Origin of the sequence: Pseudomonas sp. Z5-35 (assembly GCF_051131945.1) — a bacterium.
GTDB classification, from domain to species: domain Bacteria; phylum Pseudomonadota; class Gammaproteobacteria; order Pseudomonadales; family Pseudomonadaceae; genus Aquipseudomonas; species Aquipseudomonas marvdashtae.
The window spans coordinates 4,455,356-4,471,345 of the sequence record NZ_CP071640.1 but is presented as its reverse complement, the minus strand read 5'-3'; the positions used below and the strand labels follow the sequence as shown (position 1 = coordinate 4,471,345).

Sequence of the window (15,990 nt, the reverse complement as noted above, 5' to 3'; positions counted from 1 at the left end):
GAGAAGCGTATGAAAACAATAATAAACCGTGGCCTGGTCGCGTCCTGTATCTGCCTGGCGCTGCCGTTCCCGGTTCAGGCGCTGGAGTTTTCCGGTTATCTGCGTAGCGGCGTAGGCAGCGCGACCAATGGCCGTTCCCAATCCTGTTTCCAGTTGCCTGGGGCGCAGACTAAATATCGCTTGGGCAATGAATGCGAGCAGTACGGGGAACTGGAGCTGCGCCAAGACCTGTTCACCCTCGACGATGGTTCGGTGCTGAGCGTGGACGGCATGGCATCGTTGTACAACCGCTACGACCGCACCCCGACTTTTCAGGGTGAAAACGGGACGGCGCGCATGCCGCAGATGTATGCCCAATGGTCGAACATGCCAAGCTTGAACGGCGGGTCGTTGTGGGCCGGCCGGCGTTATTACAAACGCAACGATATCCATATTTCGGATTTCTACTACTGGAACCAGAGTGCCACCGGTGGCGGGATCGAGGACGTGTTGATCGGCGGGCTGAAATACAGCTACGCCTTCTCGCGAAAGGACAACCTGTACCAGAAAGACCCGGTCAACCGGCACGACTTCAACGTCGCAGGTTTCAGGACCAACCCCGGCGGCGAGCTGGAATTTGGCCTGAGCTTCATCGACCGGGCGAACCGTCGTGACGCCCATCGCGGTTGGGCCCTGACCGCCCAGCATGTGCAGCAGGACTTCCTGGGCGGCAAGAATAAACTGGCCTTGCAATACGGCGAGGGCCCCGGCACGGGGCTGGGTTATACCGGCGACACCGGCCTGGACGACAGCAACAAGAGCTATCGTCTGGTGGAGTTTTTCGATTGGCAGGTCACGCCGCGTTTCGGCGGGCAGGTGCAGGCGGTGTACCAGAAGGACATCCGCCCCGACGGCACCGACCAGGACTGGCTGTCGTTGGGGGTTCGCCCGGCGTACGCCATCACCGATCAGTTCAAGCTGGTGGCCGAACTGGGCCACGACCAGGTGCAGGCCAACGATGGAACACGCAAGCTGAGCAAATTCACCTTCGCGCCCACCTGGTCGCCTAAGGGCCCCGAGTTCTGGGCTCGCCCGGAAATACGGCTCTATTACACCTACGCCAGTTGGAACGCGGCGGCCCAGCGTGCAGCCAATGAACTGGCAGCCGGCTCGGCGCTGTCGGACACCGGTGCGTTTGGCGGTGCGCGACATGGTTCCAACGTGGGTCTGCAGGTCGAATACTGGTGGAAATGATCCGTGTAGCGCGGGTCGCTGATCGTTGCGTGCCCGCGATGCGAACAAGAACAGACAGCAGCAGGTGAAATCATGAACACAACGCAACCTTTGCAATTGCTCGCACCGCTGTCCGGGGTCCTGATACCTTTGGACAGTGTGCCGGACCCGGTCTTCTCCAGCCGCGTGGTGGGGGATGGCATCTGCATCGATCCGACCTCGCAAACCCTTTGCGCACCGCTGTCCGGTGTCATCGGCACGCTCCAAGACAGTGCCCATGCGGTGAGTATCACCGCTGACAACGGTGTCCAGGTGCTGATGCACATTGGCCTGGACACGGTCAGCCTGGCGGGCAAGGGGTTCACCTCGCGGGTGGCGATGGGGCAACGGGTCGAGGCCGGCCAGCCGCTGATCGATTTCGATGCCGACTACATCGCCTTGCATGCGCGCAGTCTGTTGACGCTGATGCTGGTGGTCAGCGGCGAGCCTTTCAGCCTGCTCATGGATGAGGCCACTTGCATCGAAAGCGGGATGCCGTTGTTGCAGGTGCGCCCAGGCGAGCATGGGACGGTCGATGAGGCGCAGCCGGGCTCGGTGCTGTTTTCCCGGCCGCTGATCGTGCCCAATGAAAGTGGCTTGCATGCCCGTCCTGCCGCGGTGCTTGCCCAGGCGGCCAAGGGGTTCGAGGCCACTGTCCAACTGCATAAGCATCAAGCCAGCGCCAACGCCAAATCCCTGGTGGCGATCATGGCGTTGCAGACGGCCAAGGGCGACAGCGTGCAGATCAGTGCCGCCGGCCCCCAGGCCGGGCAGGCCATCGAGGCGTTGGAACACCTGCTGCTGTCGGGATGCGGCGAAACGGTGCAAGCGCCGCTGGCGCCGGAGTCAGTCATGATCGTCGAGCCGCCCCCTGGCCGGCTGCGGGGCGTCTGTGCATCGCCCGGCTCGGCGTTTGGCGAAGTGGTCCAGGTCGCCTCCCAGGTGTTGCACATCGAGGAGGCGGGTGTCGGCGTCGAGGCAGAGCAAGCGGCCCTGGATCAAGGGTTGGAGCAAGCGACACAGGCTTTGAAGGCATTGCAGGACGAGGCGGCGGGGAGTGTCCAGGCGCAGATTTTTCGCGCCCATCAAGAGTTGCTGGACGACCCTACCTTGCTGGAGCAGGCTCAAGCCTTGATCGCCGAGGGCAAGAGCGCGGCATTCGCCTGGAAAACCGCCACCGAGGCGAGCGCTGCGCTGTTCCAGCAATTGGGCAGCGCTTTGCTGGCCGAGCGCGCAACGGACCTGGCCGATGTCGAGCAACGGGTGCTCAAGTTGATCCTGGGGGTACAGGACAACGCCTGGAAGCTGCCCGAACAGGCGATCCTGGTGGCCGAGCAACTGACGCCGTCCCAGACCGCCAGTCTCGACACCTCACGCATCGCCGGTTTCGTCACCGTGGGCGGCGGCGCCACCAGCCATGTCGCGATCCTGGCCCGTGCGCTGGGCCTGCCCTCATTATGTGGCGTGGCGCAATCCGTGCTGGCCCTGGAGAACGGCACCCGGGTGTTGCTGGACGCTGATGGCGGTGAACTGCACGTGAATCCGGATCCGGTCTTGATCGAGCAGCTCCAGAGCGCAGGCGAGCGGCAGCGCCAGCGACACCAGCGTGACGTAGAACAGTCGGCCCAGGCGGCTCGTACCCTTGACGGTCATCGAGTCGAGGTCAGTGCCAATGTCGGGTCGCTGCGGGACGTGGAACAGGCCATGACCCTCGGAGGCGAAGGTGTGGGGTTGTTGCGCTCCGAACTGCTCTACCTGGATCGCGCGCGCCCACCTGGTCACGACGAGCAAGCCGCGCTGTACAGCGCCGTCGCCCGAGTCCTGGGGCCTGAGCGCAACCTGGTGGTTCGCACCCTGGACGTGGGCGGGGACAAGCCGCTGGCTTATGTGCCGATGGCTTATGAGGCCAATCCATTCCTGGGCGTGCGCGGTATTCGCCTGTGCTTGGAACGACCGCAATTGCTGCGCGAACAGTTCCGGGCAATTCTCGCCTGTTCGGGGTTGGCGCGGCTGCACATCATGCTGCCGATGGTCACGCAACTGGCGGAGCTGCGCCTGGCGCGGCAGATGCTGGACGAAGAGGTCCGTCAGTTGGGACTCAAGCAGGCGCCGAAGCTGGGCATCATGATTGAAGTGCCAGCGGCGGCGCTGATGGCCGACCTGTTTGCCCCCGAGGTGGATTTCTTCTCCATCGGTACCAATGACCTGACCCAATACACCCTGGCTATGGACCGTGACCATCCGCGCTTGGCCAGCCAGGCCGACAGCCTGCACCCCTCGGTGTTGCGCCTGGTCGCCCATACCGCCGAGGCTGCTCGCGCTCATGGCAAATGGGTAGGGGTGTGTGGCGCGCTGGCCTCGGAACCCCTGGCGGTGCCGGTGTTGCTGGGGTTGGGCGTGGACGAGTTATCGGTCAGTGTGCCGTTGATTCCGGCCATCAAGGCCTGCGTGCGTGAATGGAGCCTGAGCGAATGCCGCACGCTGGCTGAACAGGCCTTGGGTCAGGACAGCGCGGAGCAGGTGCGTGAACTCCTGCGTATTCACTCATCCACGGCCAATCCGGCCCCTATGGCCATGGAGCATTGAACATGTTCGATAAACTACAACGGGCGTTCTGGAAGGCCCTGACTCCGGACCTGATACCGGAAGAGCCCAAGCGGCCGGCAGCGGTGGGAGAGCTGGCACCGGCCATCATCGCCGCGTTGGGCGGCGCGGAAAACCTCAAGTCCCAACAGCCAGTAGCCTTGACGCGGCTGCGGGTGGAACTGCGGGACGTGGCGCGGATCGATCGGGCCGGGTTGAGCGTCGCCGGTGTGACGGGTGTGATGACCCTGGACAACGGCGTGGTGCATCTGATTACCGGCTTGCAGGGCTGAACCGTCGCGCTATCTGGCCGTCGATGTTCCTGTAAACGCCCGATGCGGTGCACGGGCGTTTGAAAATGCGAACAGGGACAAGCCAGCGTCAGCATCAGCATTAGAGAGGTTTGAACCGTGGTGCTCGGCCGAAATATTAATGCGAGCTGACTGATTCGGTGTTGGACGCCTTTTCACGCATTTTTTCTTGTGCAAGCATCAACGCTTTTTCGGCATTCAATCGACCATACCCATAAAACTGGCTGTGCCCCTTTCGATCATATTTTCCACGTCTGCCATCGTCCGGGTGAGTGATTTTATCAGCGGTTTTGGCAAGGACGTCGCGTACCTCGCGCCAATTTAATTTCGGGTTGACTGATAGTACCAGGGCGGCGACACCGGCCGCGCCAGGGCACGCGCTGGATGTTCCGCCAAATTCATTTGTATAGTTCCCCAACGGATCCCCGGCGCTGATAGAGGCTTCGTTGTATCCAACATTACCGAGTAAATCAGTCGTCCAGATACCACGGGTAAGAGGCGGGCTGCCTCTGGGTTTGAAGTTGGGGTCGGGATGCCAGATATCATTACTCGGAAATGTACACCAGATCGCCTTACCGAAGTCACTGTAGGCGCTGCGCCGGTTATGATCGTTGCACGCCGCGACGGCAATCACATTGCGGTAGCTTGCATAACCGTCGTTATCGACGCTCTCATTCCCGTTGCCCGCAGCGAAAAATACAAGGCAGCCCTTGCCGTTCCTGCCCATCTTGACCGCGTAGTCGATTGCTAGCCGCGTGCTGGCGGGTAAAGGAAAAACGTTGTCATGCCGGGGGTCGGATGGAATTGCCCATTCGCCGTCGCCTGGGCCCCAACTACAGGAAATGATATCCGCGCCGTTACTGGCGGCCCAAATAAAGGCGTGAGCTTCGTCGATGGACCCTAATGGAACATCCAGGCGAATCGGCATCAGTCTCGCCTTGGGCGCTACGCCGCTGGCCCCGTAGTTTCCATTCGCACAGGCAACTCCAGCTGCAGCGGTACCGTGGGATTCGCTGGGGTCTTTTGGTCGAGGGTCGTCACTCAATTCGTAATCGCTGATGTTTTTCGGCGCGACAATCTTTCCGATGCCACTGAACTCTGGATGGTCGATGTCGAATCCGTCATCAATAACAGCGATGGTGATTCCCTCGCCCTCGCTTAATCGATGGGCCGCTTCAACGTTAGCGCTGGCATCCACTTCGATTTCATAAGTTACATTGGTTTTTTTCAGATGCCATTGATTGGGGTGGATCGCGCGATTGCGACGCTGGCGCAGTATTTCCGGATGGCAGTACTGAACCTCTTCACGACTCAATAAATTCATCGCCATTTGAAAAACATGCGTGCCGCTGCCCTCTTTTGCTTTTACAAAGTAAGCGTTGGTTGCGTAGTCCAATGCCTCTTTGACGACCAGATGGCTAGTTGCAATGATTTCCAGGCATTTTGTTGCCTCGAGTGATTCAACGAATTGGATAAAAATGTTTTCACTGTAGATGACGGGTTCGTCGGTCTTTGGATCGACCAGCACACTGCCCGCGAAGCGCACATCCGGCAATGTGCGTAGCGTTCGCTTACGTGAGGACAAAGAGCCGTTGCCTGCCGGGATCCTGTACACCTCAAGCCCGGCGTCTGGAAACGCCATCACACAGTCACAGTCATTCATGCAGTCGATCGAATGTCCAGACTGCATGGTCGTGCCTATCGGTTTTTTTGAGTGGGTCCGTATTGCAATCATGTCCTCACTTTTTTTCAAGTAAAAAGAGGGCTCATCTTTCCTGTTGAATTTAACTTCTTCCATGAGTGTTTTCCTGTTGTTCGACGTGCTGGGAGCTTGATCATCCTTCGGTTTTTCATCAGTTAAAAATCAGAAAATGTGGCGCGGTGTTTCTTTGCAACGTTTGTTAATAATAAAGTGAACGGACATGAGATGGATTGCATGTAACTGGCAAATAAGTTGGGTATCTATTCCAACGTGCGCGTCTCGACGAAGAAGCGAGTCGACGCTTTGGTTACGTCTTGATAAATAACGCTGTTAGAACCGTTCGTCGCACTGCCGCGTTTGCGGGTTTCGACACACGGTCAGACTGCGACCCATCGACACGTCGCCCTTACTGTTTCTCATCTGCGGGTGTATCGTATTCGCCTTTTGCGGGCCCACCGGTCCGTCGCAGATTCAGAGGTCGTTGCGTTCATGTCCTTTACCCGTCGCCAAATACTCGGTGGCCTGGCCGGTCTTGTTGTCGTTGGCGTAGGAGCGGGAGGCGCGTCGCGGTATTGGCTGGGCAAAATGGCCGATGCCGAGGCCGGTCACGATTATGAGTTGATCGCGGCACCGTTGGACGTCGAGCTGGTAGCCGGGCACAAGACCCAGGCCTGGGCGTTTGGCCCGTCGGCGCCGGGCACGGAATTGCGGGTGCGCCAGGGCGAATGGCTGCGGGTGCGCTTCATCAATCATTTGCCGGTTGCGACCACGATTCATTGGCATGGCATCCGTTTGCCGCTGGAGATGGACGGCGTGCCGTATGTCTCGCAACTGCCGGTGCTGCCGGGCGAGTATTTCGACTATAAATTCCGCGTGCCGGACGCCGGCAGCTATTGGTATCACCCTCACGTCAACAGCAGCGAGGAGCTCGGTCGCGGACTAGTGGGGCCGCTGATCATCGAAGAGCGTGAGCCTACCGGCTTCAAATACGAGCAGACCTTGAGCCTCAAGAGCTGGCATGTGGACGAGCAGGGCGAGTTCGTCGCTTTCAGCATCCCCCGTGAAGCGGCCCGTGGCGGCACGGCGGGGCGGTTGTCGACGATCAATGGTGTGCCGCAGGCGGTGATTGACCTGCCGGCCGGGCAGATCACCCGGGTGCGCTTGCTCAACCTCGACAACACCCTGACTTATCGCATCAACATCCCGGGCGTTGAAGCGCAGATTTACGCGCTGGACGGCAACCCCATCAAGCCGCGACCGCTGGGCAAGGAATACTGGCTGGGCCCGGGCATGCGCATCTGCCTGGCGATCAAGGCGCCCGCGGCCGGAGAAGAGTTGTCGTTGCGCAACGGCCCGGTACGCCTGGGCACCCTGCGTTCGGTGGCCAACAGTGACGTGCCGAGTCAATGGCCGCCGGCGCTGCCGCCTAACCCCGTGGCCGAGCCGGACCTGGCCAACGCCGAGAAACTCAACTTCAATTTCGAATGGGTGGGTTCGGTGTCGGTGAATGTCGACAACGGCAAGCCGCCGAGCCTGTGGCAGATCAACGGCAAGGCCTGGGACATTACTGACAAGACCTGCGCCGACCGGCCGATCGCCACGTTGAAGAAAGGCCAGAGCTACATTTTCGAATTGAAGAACATGACCCAGTACCAGCACCCGATCCATTTGCACGGCATGAGCTTCAAGGTGATTGCGTCCAACCGGCATAAAGTGATTCCGTATTTCACCGACACCTACCTGCTCGGCAAGAACGAGCGGGCGCAGGTGGCGCTGGTGGCGGATAACCCTGGCGTATGGATGTTCCACTGCCATGTGATTGATCACATGGAAACCGGCCTGATGGCCGCCATCGAGGTGGCGTGATGCGCCAGATTCGTCCCGCACCGATCATCGATCGCAGCCGCGACCGGGACTTCATGCGCGAAGCCCTGGCCCTCGCCGAGCAAGGCGCGGCCTTGGGCGAAGTGCCGGTCGGCGCGGTGTTGGTCCAGGACGGTGAAATCATCGGGCGTGGTTTCAATTGCCCGATCAGCGGCCACGACCCCAGCGCCCACGCCGAAATGGTCGCCATTCGCGCCGCCGCCCAGGCCGTGAGCAACTATCGCCTGCCCGGCAGCACGCTATATGTAACGTTGGAGCCGTGCAGCATGTGTGCCGGCCTTATCGTCCATTCGCGTATCGCTCGAGTCGTCTACGGCGCCCTGGAACCCAAGGCCGGGATTGTGCAGAGCCAGGGGCAGTTCTTTACCCAGGGTTTTTTGAATCATCGGGTGATGTTCGAGGGAGGGGTGCTGGCCGACGAATGCAGCGCCATGCTGAGCGAGTTCTTCAAGGCCCGAAGAACCAGATCAGAACGTTGAATACATAACCCCGAGGGCTTTTGGATTTGTGATGCCTGGTTATTTGCGCGCCACAATCACCGCTCGCATCGGCGCTGGCAACCCTTCGATGGTTTTGCTGTAGTCGGCGGGGTCGAGGAAGTCGCTCAGCGATTGATACTTCATCCACTCGGTGCTGCGCTGTTCTTCGACGGTGGTCAGGCTTACGTCCACACAGCGCACATCACTGAACCCGGCACGGCGCAGCCAACGCTCCAAGGCGGCGACCGACGGCAGGAACCACACGTTGCGCATCTGCGCGTAGCGGTCCTCGGGCACTAGCACCTGGTGCTCATCGCCTTCGATCACGAGGGTTTCCAGCACCAGTTCGCCGCCCTTGACCAGGCAATCCTTCAAGGCCAGCAAGTGTTCGATCGGCGAGCGGCGGTGATAGAACACGCCCATGGAAAACACCGTGTCGAAGCCTTCCAGTTCCGGCGGCAGGGCCTCGAACGGGAACGGCAGGTGCCAGGCGTTGGGCTGCGACAGGTAACGCTGCACGGCCTGGAACTGACAGAAGAATAGCCAGTTGGGATCGACACCGATCACCGTATCGGCCCCGGCGCCCAGCATGCGCCACATGTAATAACCGTTGCCGCAGCCGACATCGAGGATGCGCTTGCCTGCAAGGTTCAGGTGCGGGGCCACGCGCGACCACTTCCAGTCCGAGCGCCATTCAGTGTCGACGTGCACGCCAAACAGATCGAAAGGCCCTTTGCGCCATGGCGACAGGCCCATCAGCGCGGTGCGCATCTGCACACGGGTTTCATCGGCGCAATCGACATCCAGCGTCAGACCGTTCAGCAAGTCCACCGTGGTTGGCTGCAAGTCCGGCAAAGCATCGAGGGCGCTTTGCCAGCGTTCCAGATCGCCATGGCCCTTTTCCATTTTGCTGTCGAGTTGCCCCTGCAGCGTTGCGGCCCATTCGGCCAGGGGCGTGCCAGCCAGATGACGGGCGAGGGGAGACAGATCAATCATGGCAGGGCAATCAACGAGGCGAAGTTAAGACACTGGAACCACGGCACGACTTTCGAGAAGCCGGCGGCCAGCAGGCGCTCGCGGTGTTCGTCGAGACTGTCGGGCTTCATGACGTTTTCGATGGCGCTGCGTTTCTGGGCGATTTCCAGCTCGCTGTAGCCGTTGGCGCGTTTGAACGCGACGTGCAGGTCGTTGAGCAGCGCGTGTTCCTCGGCATCGTTGAAGCGCAGCTTCTCCGACAGGATCAAGGCGCCGCCGGGCAGCAACGACTGGTGGATGCGACCCAGGAGTGCGGTTCGCTGCTCCGGCGCGATAAATTGCAGGGTGAAGTTCAACGCCACCACCGAAGCCGGCTGAAACTCAAGGGCAAGGATGTCGCCTTCGATCACCTCCGCCGGCAGCAACTCCTGGAACATCGAGTCCTGGCCGTTGAGGTATTCGCGGCAGCGCTCGACCATGGCCGTCGAGTTATCCACGGCAATCACGCGGCAACCGTCGGTGCGCACATGGCGTCGCAGCGCCTGGGTCACCGCGCCCAGGGACGAACCCAAGTCATAGAGCACGCTGCCCGGCTGGGCAAATTGCGCCGCGAGCACGCCGAGGTTCTCGACGATGGTCGGGTAACCCGGTACCGAACGCTTGATCATGTCCGGAAACACTCGCACCACGTCTTCATTGAAAGCGAAGTCAGGCACCTGGGCCAAGGGTTGGGCGAATAGGCGATCGGGTTCTTTGCTCACGGCGGTTCCGGTGGCAGGGATGGAAAAGGCCGGCATTTTAACCAAAAAAACCATGGGTGGGAGCTTTGTTCAAGTGCGGCTTCGGGGAACGTTATTTCACCGAAATGGCGCAATCAAAGGTTTCGACCGGTGGCACTTCTGGCGCCCAGGGCTGTTGATACGTCAGGCGTAATTTCCCGGTTCCGCCGGCAAACGCCTGGAAGCGCCAGGTGGACACGCCTGCGGCGCCGACAATGCCCGCGTCTTCGGGGTTGCGGTAAACCTCAGGCCCCAAGGCTTTCAGCACACCACCCGCCGAATCCTGGATAGTCCAGCGATAACCGGTGCTGGGGTTGCTCGGCAAACTCAGGATCAGGTTCTGCCCGTTATTGAGTTGCACGGGGCATTGGCTCTGTTTCTCCACCGTCACGTTTTGTTTTGGCTGCGTGGCGCAGGCGCTCAACAGGGCGAGGCTGACAGGGACGAGCAAGCGGGTGAGGGACATAAAGGCTCCGGCATTCAGACGAACGGCGAGCATAACCGAAGATGCAGCGGGGTGTGTCGGGCGGGATGCGCTGCCTGTTGAGGCCCCGTCGCGCGCAAAGCGCGCGATGGGGCCGTATAGCCGTTACATGGGCATCAGAACAACACCTTCGCCACATCCGCGAACCGCTTGGCAAAGTGCACCGTGACGCCTTCCTTGAGATAGTCCGGCAGCTCTTCGAAGTTGCCCCGGTTGGCTTCCGGCAGGATCAGTTCATTGATTTTCTGCCGGCGCGCCGCGATGACTTTCTCGCGCACGCCGCCAATCGGCAAGACATGCCCGGTAAGCGTCAGTTCGCCGGTCATGGCCACGCCTTTTTTCGGTGCCTGGTTGCGCGCCAGGGACAGCAGGGCACTGGCCATGGTCACGCCGGCACTCGGGCCGTCCTTGGGCGTGGCGCCCTCCGGTACGTGCAGGTGGACGAAAGCCTCGTCGAAGAACTTCGGATCCCCACCGAACTGCTTCAGGTGAGAACTGACGTAGCTGTGGGCGATTTCCGCCGATTCCTTCATCACCTCGCCCAGTTGCCCGGTGAGCTTGAAACCCCGATTAAGAGTGTGGATGCGCGTCGCTTCGATCGGCAGGGTTGCACCGCCCATGCTGGTCCAGGCCAGTCCGGTAATCACGCCGACGCCGGACAGCACCTGTTCATTGCGGAACACTGGTTTGCCCAACGAGGCTTCGAGATCCTTCGGCCCGAGCTTGATCACCGCTTTAGGATCGTCGATCAGCTTCATGACTGCCTTGCGCACCAGCTTGCCCAGTTGTTTTTCCAGCTGGCGTACCCCGGCCTCGCGAGCATAACCGTCGATCAGGGCCTTGAGGGCGCTGTCATTGATGCTGAGGCTGCCCTTGGACACACCCGCCTTGGCCAGTTGCTTGGGCCACAAGTGGCGCTTGGCGATGGCGACTTTCTCTTCGGTGATGTAACCCGACAGGCGGATCACTTCCATGCGGTCCAGCAGCGGGCCGGGAATCGAATCCAGCGTGTTAGCGGTGCAGATGAACAGGACTTTTGACAAGTCCAGGCGCATGTCCAGGTAATGATCCAGAAACTCGACGTTCTGCTCGGGGTCAAGGGTTTCCAGCAACGCGGAAGCCGGATCGCCTTGGTAGCTCTGGCCCATCTTGTCGATTTCATCGAGCATGATCACCGGGTTCATCACTTCGACGTCCTTGAGCGCCTGCACCAGCTTACCCGGCTGGGCGCCGATGTAGGTGCGCCGATGCCCCTTGATCTCGGCTTCGTCGCGCATGCCGCCGACGCTGAAGCGGTAGAACGGTCGCCCGAGGGATTCGGCAATCGACTTGCCTACGCTGGTCTTGCCCACGCCCGGCGGGCCCACCAGCAAGACGATGGAACCGCTGATCTCGCCTTTGTAGGCGCCCACCGCGAGAAATTCCAGGATACGGTCCTTGATGTCGTCCAGACCGGCGTGGTGCTGGTCGAGGATCTTGCGGGCATGCTTGAGATCCAGTTTGTCCTGGCCAAACACGCCCCACGGCACCGAGGTTGCCCAGTCGAGATAATTGCGGGTGACGGCATACTCCGGTGAGCCGGTTTCGAGAATCGAGAGCTTGTTCATTTCCTCTTCGATGCGCTTCTGGGCCTGGGCCGGCAACACCTTGCCCTCCAGGCGCTGCTCGAACTGTTCAAGGTCGGCGCTGCGGTCGTCCTTGGTCAGCCCCAGTTCCTGCTGGATGACCTTGAGCTGTTCCTTGAGGAAGAACTGGCGCTGATGTTCGCCGATCTTGCTGTTGACCTCGGCGGAAATTTCTTTTTGCAGTCGCGCCACTTCCACTTCCTTGCGCAGCATCGGCAGCACTTTTTCCATGCGCTTGAGCATCGGCACGCAGTCGAGCACTTCCTGCAATTCGCTGCCGGTGGCGGAGGTGAGTGCGGCGGCGAAGTCGGTCAAGGGCGAAGGATCGTTGGGGCTGAAGCGATTGAGGTAGTTCTTCAGCTCTTCGCTGTATAGCGGATTGAGCGGCAGCAGTTCCTTGATCGCATTGATCAGCGCCATGCCGTAGGCCTTGACCTCGTCGGTCGGCTCGCTTGGCTGGTGCGGGTATTCGACTTCCACCAGATAAGGCGGGCGATGATGCTTGAGCCAGGTGCGGATGCGCACGCGGGTAAGGCCCTGGGCGACGAACTGCAATTTGCCCGCTTCGCGACTGGCGTGGTGCACCTTCACCAGCGTGCCGTACAGCGGCAGCTTCGAGGTGTCGAAATGACGCGGGTCCTCCTGAGGCGAGTCCATGAAGAACAGCGCCAGGGAGTGATGATCGGACTTGGCCACCAGTTCCAGGGTTTCAGCCCACGGTTCTTCATTGACGATGACCGGCAGCACTTGGGCCGGGAAGAACGGACGGTTGTGGATGGGAATGATGTAGACCTTGTCCGGCAGGCTCTGGCCAGGCAGGGCCAGGCCGGTGCCGGAAACGGTGTGCTCGATGTGCTCGGCGTCTGCGTATTCGTTTGTGGCTTCAGTAGAGTGCTGGTCGCTCATGGGGCACCTGCGCAATGGAGTATGGACCTTAGATGGGGCAGGTGAGGGGTTGTTTCAATGCTGGACAGTTGTGAACGGTTATTTCATTGGCCTGTGTTCAGGCTGGCGACAGGTTGGTGTGGCGAGGGAGCAGCCCCTCGCCACAGGGGCTCAGTCAATGCGATTCAGATCGTTGTGACGGGTTTCCTTCAGGCACAGCACCGCGATCACGCTGAGCGCCGCGGCGACGGAAACGTAGCCGCCGACGTAGCTTAGGCCGCCCATCGCCACCAGTTTCTGGGCGAAGAACGGTGCCGCTGAGGCGCCGACGATGCCGCCTAGGTTGTAGGCAGCCGACGCGCCGGTGTAGCGCACATGCGTGGGAAACAGCTCCGGCAGCAACGCACCCATGGGCGCGAACGTTACCCCCATCAGGAACAGCTCGATGCACAGGAACAGCGCCACGCCCCACGTCGAGCCGTGGGTCAGCAGGGGTTCCATGAGGAATCCCGAGGCAATCGCCAGGACGCCACCGATGATCAGCACCGGCTTGCGCCCGTAGCGGTCGCTGGCCCAAGCCGACAGCGGCGTGGCGGCGGCCATGAACAACACGGCGAAGCACAGCAGGCCGAGGAAGGTCTCGCGGCTGTAGCCAAGGGTGGCGACGCCGTAGCTCAAGGAAAACACCGTCGAAATGTAAAACAGCGCGTAACACACGACCATGGCGGCAGCGCCCAGCAATGTCGGTGCCCAGTACTGGCTGAACAGCTCGACCAGCGGGATCTTCACCCGTTCCTGGCGAGCCATGGCATTGGCGAATACCGGTGTTTCATGAAGTTTGAGCCGCACATAGAGGCCGACGATCACCAATACGGCACTGAGCAGGAACGGAATCCGCCAGCCCCAGGACCGAAACTGCTCGTCATCCAGGCTCATGGCCAGGGTCAGGAACAACCCGTTGGCAGCCAGGAAGCCGATGGAGGGGCCCAGCTGGGGAAACATGCCGAACCAGGCCCGCTTGCCCTTGGGCGCGTTCTCGGTGGCGAGCAATGCTGCGCCGCCCCACTCACCGCCAAGCCCGAGACCCTGGCCGAAACGCAGCAGGCACAACAGGATCGGCGCCCAGGCGCCGATGCTGGCGTAGCCGGGCAGCACGCCGATAAGCGTGGTGCACACGCCCATCAACAGCAGCGAGGCCACCAGCGTGGACTTGCGTCCGATCCTGTCGCCGAAATGGCCGAACAGCGCCGAACCCAGCGGGCGAGCGAGAAACGCGATACCGAACGTCAGGAAGGACGACAGCATTTGTGCCGTGCCCGAGGTCTGCGGGAAAAATACCGGCCCGATCACCAGTGCTGCGGCGGTGGCGTAGACGTAGAAGTCGTAGAACTCGATGGCGGTGCCGATGAAGCTCGCGGTCGCCACACGGGTGGCCGAGTTGGTCGGTTGCGATGCCACGGCGTCGTTGCAAGTGGTGGTTGTCATGCGGTTATCCCTGACAGTCATGTGCTCCGTTGGAGCGAATTATTATGGTCGAACACCCAGGGATGTGGGTTAGGGCGCTGTCGCTGTTTCGGGTAGGAACAGTCGCAGGGTTGAAGCGGATATTGCCGGTGGACTGCACGAACTGTCCGAATGCAGGGTAGGCACGGGGCTCGGGCGGGGCTGGGTAAGCGAATCGAGTATAGGAAGGGGGCTAACGGATCGACAAGAGCGCTGGCACACAATATTGAAGCGTGCGCTGAGTTTTTTGTGGCGAGGGAGCAAGCTCCCTCGCCACGGGTATGGTGTTAGACCACCACCGGCACCGAACTGTTATGCCACACCAGCACCTGGCTGACGCGATTGTCGACGGTTTCGATGATTTCCAGCCGGTAGCGGCCGATCTTCAGGCAAACCGGACTCTCGGGGATGGTTTCCAGCGCCTCGGTCACCAGCCCGTTGAGGGTCTTCGGGCCGTCGCAAGGCAGATGCCAGCCCAAGGTCCTGTTCAGCTCGCGGATCGACGCTGCGCCATCGATCATCAAGCGCCCATCGGGCTGTGGGTGGACGTGGGGGTTGTCGAGGCTGTGCTCGCTTTCAAACTCACCGACGATCTCTTCGAGGATGTCTTCCAGGGTCACGATGCCCAGCACTTCGCCGTATTCGTCCACCACCATGCCCAGGCGCCGCTGTTGCTTGTGGAAGTTCAGCAATTGCAGCTGCAACGGGGTGCTTTCGGGGACGAAGTACGGTTCGTGGCAGGCCGTCAGCAGCGCTTCCTGGGTCAGGCTCGCATCCGCCAGCAGGTGACGGATCTGGCGGGTGTTGAGCACGGCTTCGACCTGGTTGATGTCGCTGTGGAACACCGGCAGGCGGGTACGACGGTTCAGGCGCAACTGCTCGATGATATCGCCGATGGGGTCGTCGAGGTTGATCCCGTCCACCTCGCTGCGGGGCACGAGGATGTCGTTGACGGTGATGTTGTCCAGCGCGTGGATACCGGAAACCGGATGCACCCGACCGTGGCCGTGCTCCTGCTCATGGTCGGTGTGCGGCGGTGCGGGCATTTCATCGTCGCTTTGCTGGACCGCGCCGCTCTTGCGGGCCAAGGGGCGCAGCAGCAACTGGCTGAGGCCATTGAGCAGCCAGGCTGCGGGATAAAGAATTTTCAATGGCACGCCGAGTAAGCTGTTGCCCACGCTGAGCACCGCATCGGGGTGACGGGTGGCCAGGGTGCGTGGCAGGTAGTCGGCAAAAACCAGCAAGGCCGCGCTACTGCCGAGCCAGGCCAGCCAGGGGCCATTTTCCAACCAGGTGAAAATAGCCAGCCAAGTGCCGATGACCACGGCGAGGGCGCGACAGAGGGTATTGCACAGGACCAGGCTGACCAGTGGGAAACTCAGCTTGGCCAGCGGCTTGTCGCTGGCGCGCGAGGCCCTGCGCTGGGCCAGCAAGTGCTGTTGCGCGGCTTCGATGGCCGTGAACAGGGCCGACCAGAGGATCAGCACGACCATTACCGCAAACAATGGCCCCAAGGGCAGCCTATCCAT

Annotated in this window: 12 protein-coding genes; 5 read left to right on the top strand and 7 right to left on the bottom strand. The window is 61.0% G+C overall.

What is annotated here, in order from left to right:
• The first annotated feature begins 9 nt into the window (after window positions 1-9).
• The 3 genes from J3P95_RS20530 to J3P95_RS20520 all read left to right on the top strand — a co-directional run bounded on the left by J3P95_RS20530 (window position 10) and on the right by J3P95_RS20520 (window position 4,127).
• Window positions 10-1,233, top strand: coding sequence for a maltoporin (locus J3P95_RS20530; protein ID WP_434579886.1), 1,224 nt, complete (start codon window positions 10-12; stop codon window positions 1,231-1,233).
• 72 nt (window positions 1,234-1,305) lie between these two features.
• The gene (gene ptsP, locus J3P95_RS20525) at window positions 1,306-3,837 is read left to right on the top strand and encodes a phosphoenolpyruvate--protein phosphotransferase (RefSeq protein WP_434558514.1); all 2,532 of its coding nucleotides are present in this window, start codon (window positions 1,306-1,308) and stop codon (window positions 3,835-3,837) included.
• Between the two features lie 2 nt (window positions 3,838-3,839).
• Window positions 3,840-4,127, top strand: a complete 288-nt coding sequence (locus J3P95_RS20520; RefSeq protein ID WP_434558513.1) for a PTS transporter subunit EIIB — start codon at window positions 3,840-3,842, stop codon at window positions 4,125-4,127.
• Window positions 4,128-4,263: 136 nt separating this feature from the next.
• On the opposite strand, the gene J3P95_RS20515 is transcribed toward J3P95_RS20520, so the two are convergent.
• Window positions 4,264-5,943: a S8 family peptidase gene (locus J3P95_RS20515; RefSeq protein WP_434558512.1), complete on the bottom strand. Its 1,680-nt coding sequence runs from the start codon at window positions 5,941-5,943 to the stop codon at window positions 4,264-4,266.
• A gap of 393 nt (window positions 5,944-6,336) precedes the next feature.
• On the opposite strand from J3P95_RS20515, the gene J3P95_RS20510 reads away from it, so the two are divergent.
• Together J3P95_RS20510 and tadA are read left to right on the top strand one after the other, a co-directional pair.
• The gene (locus tag J3P95_RS20510; protein ID WP_434579889.1) at window positions 6,337-7,713 is read left to right on the top strand and encodes a multicopper oxidase family protein; all 1,377 of its coding nucleotides are present in this window, start codon (window positions 6,337-6,339) and stop codon (window positions 7,711-7,713) included.
• Window positions 7,713-8,210 (top strand): tRNA adenosine(34) deaminase TadA, encoded by a 498-nt coding sequence (tadA, locus tag J3P95_RS20505; protein ID WP_434558510.1) that lies wholly within the window; start codon window positions 7,713-7,715, stop codon window positions 8,208-8,210. The genes J3P95_RS20510 and tadA overlap by 1 nt, the downstream gene beginning before the upstream one ends.
• Before the next feature lie 39 nt (window positions 8,211-8,249).
• Here tadA and cmoB read toward each other — a convergent pair whose 3' ends face one another.
• From cmoB to J3P95_RS20475, 6 genes are all read right to left on the bottom strand, one after another.
• On the bottom strand, window positions 8,250-9,206 hold the full coding sequence (gene cmoB / locus J3P95_RS20500; protein WP_434558509.1) for a tRNA 5-methoxyuridine(34)/uridine 5-oxyacetic acid(34) synthase CmoB: 957 nt from the start codon (window positions 9,204-9,206) through the stop codon (window positions 8,250-8,252).
• A complete protein-coding gene (gene cmoA, locus J3P95_RS20495) occupies window positions 9,203-9,946 on the bottom strand; it encodes a carboxy-S-adenosyl-L-methionine synthase CmoA (RefSeq protein WP_434558508.1) in 744 nt (247 codons plus the stop codon). Before cmoA ends, cmoB begins: the two co-directional genes overlap by 4 nt.
• 91 nt (window positions 9,947-10,037) lie before the next feature.
• Window positions 10,038-10,430, bottom strand: coding sequence for a protease inhibitor I42 family protein (locus J3P95_RS20490; protein WP_434558507.1), 393 nt, complete (start codon window positions 10,428-10,430; stop codon window positions 10,038-10,040).
• A 134-nt stretch (window positions 10,431-10,564) separates the two neighbouring features.
• Window positions 10,565-12,979 (bottom strand): endopeptidase La, encoded by a 2,415-nt coding sequence (gene lon, locus J3P95_RS20485; RefSeq protein WP_434579891.1) that lies wholly within the window; start codon window positions 12,977-12,979, stop codon window positions 10,565-10,567.
• A gap of 150 nt (window positions 12,980-13,129) precedes the next feature.
• Entirely contained in the window at window positions 13,130-14,443 is a 1,314-nt protein-coding gene (locus J3P95_RS20480) for an MFS transporter (protein WP_434558505.1), read from the bottom strand.
• A 305-nt stretch (window positions 14,444-14,748) separates the two neighbouring features.
• Entirely contained in the window at window positions 14,749-15,990 is a 1,242-nt protein-coding gene (locus tag J3P95_RS20475) for a CNNM domain-containing protein (protein WP_434579893.1), read from the bottom strand.

What these genes read in the sequence shown, in the direction of transcription:
- J3P95_RS20515 (WP_434558512.1), bottom strand. Translation starts at nt 5,943, where the DNA reads ATGGAAGAAGTTAAATTCAACAGGAAAGATGAGCCCTCTTTTTACTTG.
- J3P95_RS20490 (WP_434558507.1), bottom strand. Translation starts at nt 10,430, where the DNA reads ATGTCCCTCACCCGCTTGCTCGTCCCTGTCAGCCTCGCCCTGTTGAGC.
- J3P95_RS20530 (WP_434579886.1), top strand. Translation starts at nt 10, where the DNA reads ATGAAAACAATAATAAACCGTGGCCTGGTCGCGTCCTGTATCTGCCTG.
- ptsP (WP_434558514.1), top strand. Translation starts at nt 1,306, where the DNA reads ATGAACACAACGCAACCTTTGCAATTGCTCGCACCGCTGTCCGGGGTC.
- cmoB (WP_434558509.1), bottom strand. Translation starts at nt 9,206, where the DNA reads ATGATTGATCTGTCTCCCCTCGCCCGTCATCTGGCTGGCACGCCCCTG.
- J3P95_RS20520 (WP_434558513.1), top strand. Translation starts at nt 3,840, where the DNA reads ATGTTCGATAAACTACAACGGGCGTTCTGGAAGGCCCTGACTCCGGAC.
- J3P95_RS20475 (WP_434579893.1), bottom strand. Translation starts at nt 15,990, where the DNA reads ATGGATAGGCTGCCCTTGGGGCCATTGTTTGCGGTAATGGTCGTGCTG.
- lon (WP_434579891.1), bottom strand. Translation starts at nt 12,979, where the DNA reads ATGAGCGACCAGCACTCTACTGAAGCCACAAACGAATACGCAGACGCC.
- J3P95_RS20510 (WP_434579889.1), top strand. Translation starts at nt 6,337, where the DNA reads ATGTCCTTTACCCGTCGCCAAATACTCGGTGGCCTGGCCGGTCTTGTT.
- J3P95_RS20480 (WP_434558505.1), bottom strand. Translation starts at nt 14,443, where the DNA reads ATGACAACCACCACTTGCAACGACGCCGTGGCATCGCAACCGACCAAC.
- tadA (WP_434558510.1), top strand. Translation starts at nt 7,713, where the DNA reads ATGCGCCAGATTCGTCCCGCACCGATCATCGATCGCAGCCGCGACCGG.